This is a genomic window from Streptomyces sp. XM83C (genome assembly GCF_023072675.1).
In the GTDB taxonomy this organism is placed as follows: Bacteria; Actinomycetota; Actinomycetes; order Streptomycetales; family Streptomycetaceae; genus Streptomyces; species Streptomyces thermocoprophilus.
This window is the reverse complement of sequence record NZ_JALLGL010000343.1, coordinates 1-6198: the sequence shown is the minus strand read 5'-3', so window position 1 is coordinate 6198 and position 6198 is coordinate 1. Positions and strand designations below refer to the sequence as shown.

Sequence of the window (6198 nt, the reverse complement as noted above, 5' to 3'; positions counted from 1 at the left end):
TGTATAAGACACCCCGCCCCTAATGTGGCGATAAGTCAGCTTCGACACCTCTGCCCCCACCTGGAGGTAACGCCATGTCCCTGCGCTCCGCCCTCACGCGTCTCGCCATAACCGGTGCCGCCGGCGCCCTGGCCTCAGCCGTCCTCGTCACGCCGGCCGCCGCCGGCGCCGGAACAGGCGGCGACGACCCCGACTCGACCCAGTCCCAGGCCCAGTCTCAACCCCAGTCCCAGTGGTCGGGCCAGGCTCAGGGCTCCGGCCAGTCGCAGTGGTCCGGCAACGCGCAGACGAACGGCCAGTCGCAGAGCAGCGGACAGCAGGGCAACGGCCAGGCGCAGCGGCCCGACAACCCCCGGCCCGACGGCCAGCCACAGACCAGCGGCCAGTCCCAGTGGCCCGACCGGCCCCAAGGCACCGCCCAGACCCAGGGAGGCGGCAACGGCAACGGCGGCGACTGGGAGGCCACCGGCGGCAACGGCAACTGGCACGGCACCGACAGCGGGCGCGACGACCAGCGCACGTACCGGGGTGTGGTCACCGCGAGCACGCTGCTGCTGCGCAGTGCGCCGAACCGGGGCAGCGAGGTGATCCGTACCGCCCACGAGGGCGAGATCGTGCACATCTTCTGCAAGACCGAGGGCCAGAGCGTCAACGGCGACCGGCGCTGGTTCCTGCTCACCGACGGCACCTGGGCGTGGGGTTCGGCGGCGTACATCCGCACGCTCGGTGCGGAACCCCGCTGGTGCTGACGCTCCGGCAGGCCGCACACCCGCATGCCACAGCGACCAACTCATGCCATTTGGGTAAGTTCCGGACATGACCAAGGCCAAGGCCGGAATCCGGACCGCCGCAGCGGCGGCCGACGCCCCCGCTCCCACGGTCCGTCTCCCCCGGCGCCGGGGCGTCGAGCTCTCCCTGATCGTCGTCGCCGTGCTGCTGTCGGTGTGCGGCTACTGCGCCGTCGGCCTGGCCCGCACCGGCACCCTCCCGCCCGGCGCCGTCGGTTACGGCGCCGGGCTCGGCGTGCTCGCGCTGCTGGCCCATCTCGCGGTGCGGTGGCGGGCGCCGTACGCCGATCCGCTGCCGCTGCCGATCGGGGTGCTGCTGAACGGTCTGGGGCTGGTGCTGATCTACCGGCTCGACCTGGAGACCCCGCACGACCGGGCCGCGCCCACCCAGCTGGTGTGGTCGGCGCTCGGGGTGGCGCTGTTCGCGTTCGTCGTCGCCGCGCTGCGCGACCACCGCGTCCTTCAGCGCTACAGCTACGTCTGTGTGGCCGCCGCGCTCGCCCTGCTGACGCTGCCGATCCTCTTCCCGGCGGTCAACGGCGCCCGGATCTGGATCCGGGTCGCCGGGTTCTCCATCCAGCCGGGCGAGTTCGCGAAGGTGCTGCTCGCGGTGTTCTTCGCCGCGTACCTGGCCGCCAACCGCAACGCGCTGACGTACGCGGGACGCAAGGTGTGGGGGGTGCAGGTGCCGACGGGCCGGGTGCTCGGCCCGATCGTGACGGTGTGGCTGCTGAGCGTCGGTGTCCTCGTCCTGGAACGCGACCTGGGCACCTCGCTGCTCTTCTTCGGGCTGTTCGTCGTCCTGCTGTACGTGGCGACCGGCCGCACCGGCTGGATCGCCGTCGGGCTGCTGCTGGCCGCGCTCGGCGCGGTCGCCGTCGGCCGGCTGGAACCGCACGTCCACGCGCGCGTGGAGGACTGGCTGCACCCGTTCGCCTCCATCGAGGCGGGGCAGGGACCCAACCAGCTCGCACAGTCGCTGTTCGCGTTCGCGGCGGGCGGCGTCACCGGCACCGGACTGGGCCTCGGCCACTCCGTCCTCATCGGGTTCGCCGCGAAGTCCGACTTCATCCTGGCGACGGCCGGGGAGGAGCTGGGCCTGGCCGGGCTGTCGGCGATCTTCCTGCTGTACGGGCTGCTGGTGGAGCGCGGATACCGGGCGGGCCTGTCGCTGCGGGAGCCCTTCGGGCGGCTGCTCGCGGTCGGGCTTGCGTCGATCGTCGCGTTGCAGGTGTTCGTCATCGCGGGCGGTGTCACCGGGCTGATCCCGCTGACCGGCATGGCGATGCCGTTCCTCGCGCAGGGCGGCTCGTCGGTCGTCACCAACTGGGCGATCGTCGCGCTGCTGATCCGCGTCAGCCACGCGGCCCGCCGTCAGTACGACGGGCAGGTGGCGCCGTGACCCGCTGCATCCGCTTCGCCGCCGTCTTCTGCGCCCTGCTGCTCGCCGCGCTGCTGGTCAACGCGGCGCGCGTGCAGGTCGTCGAGTCCCGCGCCTACGACGACAACCCGGCCAACCGGCGCCCCGTCATCGCCCGTTACGGGCAGCCCCGCGGCGACATCCTGGTCGGCGGACGGCCCGTCACCGCGTCGAAGGACACCGGCGAGCAGCTGCGCTACGAACGCGTGTACACGGACGGCCCGCTGTACGCGCCGGTCACCGGGTTCGCGTCGCAGGTGTACGGCACGACGCTGCTGGAGGCCACCGAGGACGGGGTGCTGTCCGGCACGGACCCGATGCTCACGCCGTTCGCACTGCTGAACGACCTGACGCGGGGCCGCGCACCCGGCGGTGACGTGGTCACGACGCTGAACCCGGCCGCGCAGCGGGCGGCGCACGAGGGGCTGGCGGGGCGGAAGGGGGCGGTGGCCGCGATCGAACCGGCCACCGGCCGGGTACTGGCGCTGGTGTCGGCGCCGTCGTACGACCCGTCGCTGCTGTCGGGCAACGGGCCCGACGTGGAGCGGGCGTGGGCGCGGCTGAACGCGGACCCGGACAAGCCGATGCTGAACCGTGCCGTGCGGCAGACCTATCCGCCGGGGTCGACGTTCAAGGTGGTGACGGCGGCGGCGGCGCTGGACGCGGGCGTGGTCACGGATCTGGACGCGCCGACCCACTCGCCGGACCCGTACCGGCTGCCGGGGACGACAACGGTCCTCACCAACGAGGGCGAGGGGTGCGCGGACGCGCCGCTGCGGGACGCGTTCATGTGGTCGTGCAACACGGTGTTCGCCAAGCTGGGTGTCGCTGTCGGCGCCGAGCGGATGGTGGCGACCGCCCAGAGTTTCGGCTTCAACGATCCTGGGGTGCGCATTCCGTTCTCCGTCGTGCCGAGCACGTTCGACACGACCGTGGACCGGGCGCAGCTGGCGCTGTCGTCGATCGGGCAGTACAACACGCGGGCAACGCCCTTGCAGATGGCGATGGTGGCGGCGGCGGTCGCCGACGGCGGGCAGGTGCGGGAGCCGTATCTCGTGGAGCGGACGACGCGGGCGGACGGCACCACGGTCGGCACGCCCGGCCCCCGGCCCGTCCGGCAGGCCATGCACCCGTCGACGGCGCTGCGGCTGCGGGAGCTGATGACGGACGTGGTGCGGGAGGGCACCGGCACGAACGCGGCGATCCCCGGCGCGGTCGTGGGCGGCAAGACCGGCACCGCCCAGCACGGGCTGGGCAACTCGGGGACGCCGTACGCCTGGTTCGTGTCGTGGGCGCAGGGGCCGCGGGACGTGGAGCCGTCGGTGGCGGTGGCGGTCGTGGTGGAGGACGCCGCCGCCGACCGGGGGGAGATCAGTGGCGGCGGGGACGCGGCGCCGATCGCGCGGGCGGTGATGGAGGCGGTGCTGCGCTCCTGACCGGCACCCGGACGCCCGCCTGCCGTCAGTCGTCGGCGGCGCCGGCGCGGACGGCTTCCGCCACCTCGGCGACGCGCTCCCGCTCCTCCGCGGCGAACCGCTCCGCGTCGAGCTTCTCCGCGATCTCCTCGTCCTGCGTCATCAGCGCGTCCAGGTCGGAGTCGCCCAGCTCGAAGACGCCCATGTCGGCGTAGGCGCGCTGAAGGCGCGGTCCCCACAGGCCGATGTCCTTCACGCAGGGCACGATCCGGGAGAACAGCAGCTTGCGGAAGAGGGCGAGGAACTCCGACCGCTCGCTGAGGGCCTCGGCCTCCGCCTTCGGTATGCCGAAGTTCTCCAGGACCTCGGTGCCGCGCAGCCGGTCCCGCATGAGGTAGCAGCCCTCGATGACGAACTCCTCGCGTTCGCGCAGTTCGGCGTCGGTGAGCTGCTTGTAGTAGTCGCGGAGCGCCATCCGGCCGAAGGCGACATGGCGGGCCTCGTCCTGCATGACGTAGGCGAGGATCTGCTTGGGCAGCGGCTTGTCGGTGGTGTCGCGGATCATGCCGAACGCGGCGAGCGCGAGGCCCTCGATGAGAACCTGCATGCCGAGATACGGCATGTCCCAACGGCTGTCGCGCAGGGTGTCGCCGAGCAGGGCCTGAAGATTGTCGTTGATCGGGTAGAGCAGGCCGATCTTCTCGTGCAGGAAACGGCCGTAGATCTCGGCGTGCCGGGCCTCGTCCATGGTCTGGGTGGCCGAGTAGAACTTGGCGTCCATGTCCGGCGCGGACTCCACGATGCGCGCGGCGCAGATCATCGCGCCCTGCTCGCCGTGGAGGAACTGGCTGAACTGCCAGGAGGCGTAGTGCCGGCGCAGCTCGGCCCGCTCCTTCTCGCTGAATTTCGCCCAGTACTTGGTGCCGTGGACGGACATCGCCTCGTCGGGGGTGCCGAGCGGGTCGTACGGGTCGACCTCCAGGTCCCAGTCGATGCGGCGGGCGCCGTCCCACTGTTTGTCCTTGCCCCGCTGGTAGAGGGCGAGGAGGCGCTCGCGTCCGTCGTCGTACTCCCATCCGAAACGGGCCGCGCCGCTCGCCGGGACCTCCCACCGGGGGTCCTGGGGCGGTGGATCGGCGTACAGGTCGAAGCTCGGCATGCCCCGCAATCTCACACGCGGCGCACGCCGGGTCAACAAAGTACGACGGGAGGGATTGACGACCTTGCTGACAAGCAGTCTCATAAGAGGGTGACCGGTGGGTAACCCCGCCACGCCCCGCGGGACTTGTCCCCACACCCCCGTACGACGAGGTGGATCAGCCATGACGACCCTGACGGATGCCGACGCGCTGGAGGGGCTGCGCGACGCGCTCGGCCTGCTCAAGGACCGCGAACAGGTGGCCGAACGCCTCCTCGCCTCCTCCGCCAAGCACTCCTTCGACCCGGACAAGGAACTCGACTGGGACGCGCCCTTCGAGGAAGGCAAGTGGTTCTGGCCGCCGGAGCTGGTGTCGCTGTACGACACGCCGATGTGGAAGCGGATGAGCGAGGAGCAGCGGATCCTGCTGTCCCAGCACGAGGCGGCGGCGCTGGCCTCGCTGGGCATCTGGTTCGAGCTCATCCTGATGCAGCTGCTGGTCCGGCACATCTACGACAAGTCGGCGACCAGTGCGCACGTCCGGTACGCGCTCACCGAGATCGAGGACGAGTGCCGGCACTCGAAGATGTTCGCGCGGGTGATATCCCGCGGCGGCACCCCGTGGTACCCGGTGAGCCGCGTCCACCAGAACCTCGGGCGGCTGTTCAAGACGATCTCCACCACGCCGGGGTCGTTCACGGCGACGCTCCTCGGCGAGGAGGTGCTCGACTGGATGCAGCGGCTGACGTTCCCCGACGAGCGGGTGCAGACGCTGATCCGGGGTGTGACACGCATCCACGTCGTGGAGGAGGCCCGTCATGTGCGGTACGCGCGTGAGGAACTGCGGCGGCAGATGCTGACGGCGCCGAAGTGGTCCCAGGAGTTCACGCGGGTCACCTCCGGTGAGTTCGCGCGGGTGTTCTCCGTCGCGTTCGTCAACCCCGAGGTGTACACCAACGTCGGGCTGGACAAGCGGGAGGCGATGGCGCAGGTCAAGGCCAGCGGGCATCGGCGGGAGGTCATGCAGACGGGGGCGAAGCGGCTGACGGACTTCCTGGACGACATCGGCGTGCTGCGGGGCGTGGGCCGCCGCCTCTGGAAATCCTCAGGCCTCCTGGCCTGACCCGGCCGGGGTCGCCCCTGAGCCCCCGGCTCAACAGCCCACCGGAGCGGGTGCGGGCCGGGGGTGGGTCGCGCGACCCGGCGCTACGGGGGTGCCTCCCCCGGAGGGGGACCCCCGGCGCCCCTGCGGCACGACTGCCCGCAGCCACGCAGGACTCGCCACCCACGGGGCGCGGGCAACTGCGCGACCAGCCTCCACCGGCCCGCGGGTGGAAACGAAAGCCCAGGCACCCCCAAGGAGCGCGGGGAACTGCGCGGAAAGCGGGGGGCGGCGTCGGGTTACGCTGCCCGCATGGCCCCCTCCGCCCCCACCCC

General features: G+C 71.8%; 5 protein-coding genes. 4 read left to right on the top strand and 1 reads right to left on the bottom strand.

Annotation, left to right across the window (positions count from 1 at the left end; translation table 11 throughout):
* Nucleotides 1-74: 74 nt before the first annotated feature.
* The 3 genes from MTQ10_RS26615 (at nt 75) to MTQ10_RS26605 (ending at nt 3644) form a co-directional block, all read left to right on the top strand.
* On the top strand, nt 75-749 hold the full coding sequence (locus tag MTQ10_RS26615; protein WP_247472707.1) for an SH3 domain-containing protein: 675 nt from the start codon (nt 75-77) through the stop codon (nt 747-749).
* 67 nt (nt 750-816) lie between these two features.
* Entirely contained in the window at nt 817-2190 is a 1374-nt protein-coding gene (locus tag MTQ10_RS26610) for an FtsW/RodA/SpoVE family cell cycle protein (protein WP_247472706.1), read from the top strand.
* Nucleotides 2187-3644 carry a penicillin-binding transpeptidase domain-containing protein gene (locus tag MTQ10_RS26605; RefSeq protein WP_247472705.1) on the top strand — a complete coding sequence of 486 codons (1458 nt, stop codon included), beginning with the start codon at nt 2187-2189 and terminating at the stop codon, nt 3642-3644. The genes MTQ10_RS26610 and MTQ10_RS26605 overlap by 4 nt, the downstream gene beginning before the upstream one ends.
* 25 nt (nt 3645-3669) lie before the next feature.
* On the opposite strand, the gene MTQ10_RS26600 is transcribed toward MTQ10_RS26605, so the two are convergent.
* Nucleotides 3670-4782: a ferritin-like domain-containing protein gene (locus MTQ10_RS26600; RefSeq protein ID WP_247472704.1), complete on the bottom strand. Its 1113-nt coding sequence runs from the start codon at nt 4780-4782 to the stop codon at nt 3670-3672.
* Between the two features lie 163 nt (nt 4783-4945).
* Between MTQ10_RS26600 and MTQ10_RS26595 the strand changes: the two genes are divergently transcribed.
* Nucleotides 4946-5884: an AurF N-oxygenase family protein gene (locus MTQ10_RS26595; protein WP_247472703.1), complete on the top strand. Its 939-nt coding sequence runs from the start codon at nt 4946-4948 to the stop codon at nt 5882-5884.
* Nucleotides 5885-6198: the final 314 nt, after the last annotated feature.

Bases quoted from the DNA above. Each gene is read 5' to 3' on its own strand.
- MTQ10_RS26610 (WP_247472706.1), top strand. From the start codon at position 817: ATGACCAAGGCCAAGGCCGGAATCCGGACCGCCGCAGCGGCGGCCGAC.
- MTQ10_RS26615 (WP_247472707.1), top strand. From the start codon at position 75: ATGTCCCTGCGCTCCGCCCTCACGCGTCTCGCCATAACCGGTGCCGCC.
- MTQ10_RS26600 (WP_247472704.1), bottom strand. From the start codon at position 4,782: ATGCCGAGCTTCGACCTGTACGCCGATCCACCGCCCCAGGACCCCCGG.
- MTQ10_RS26595 (WP_247472703.1), top strand. From the start codon at position 4,946: ATGACGACCCTGACGGATGCCGACGCGCTGGAGGGGCTGCGCGACGCG.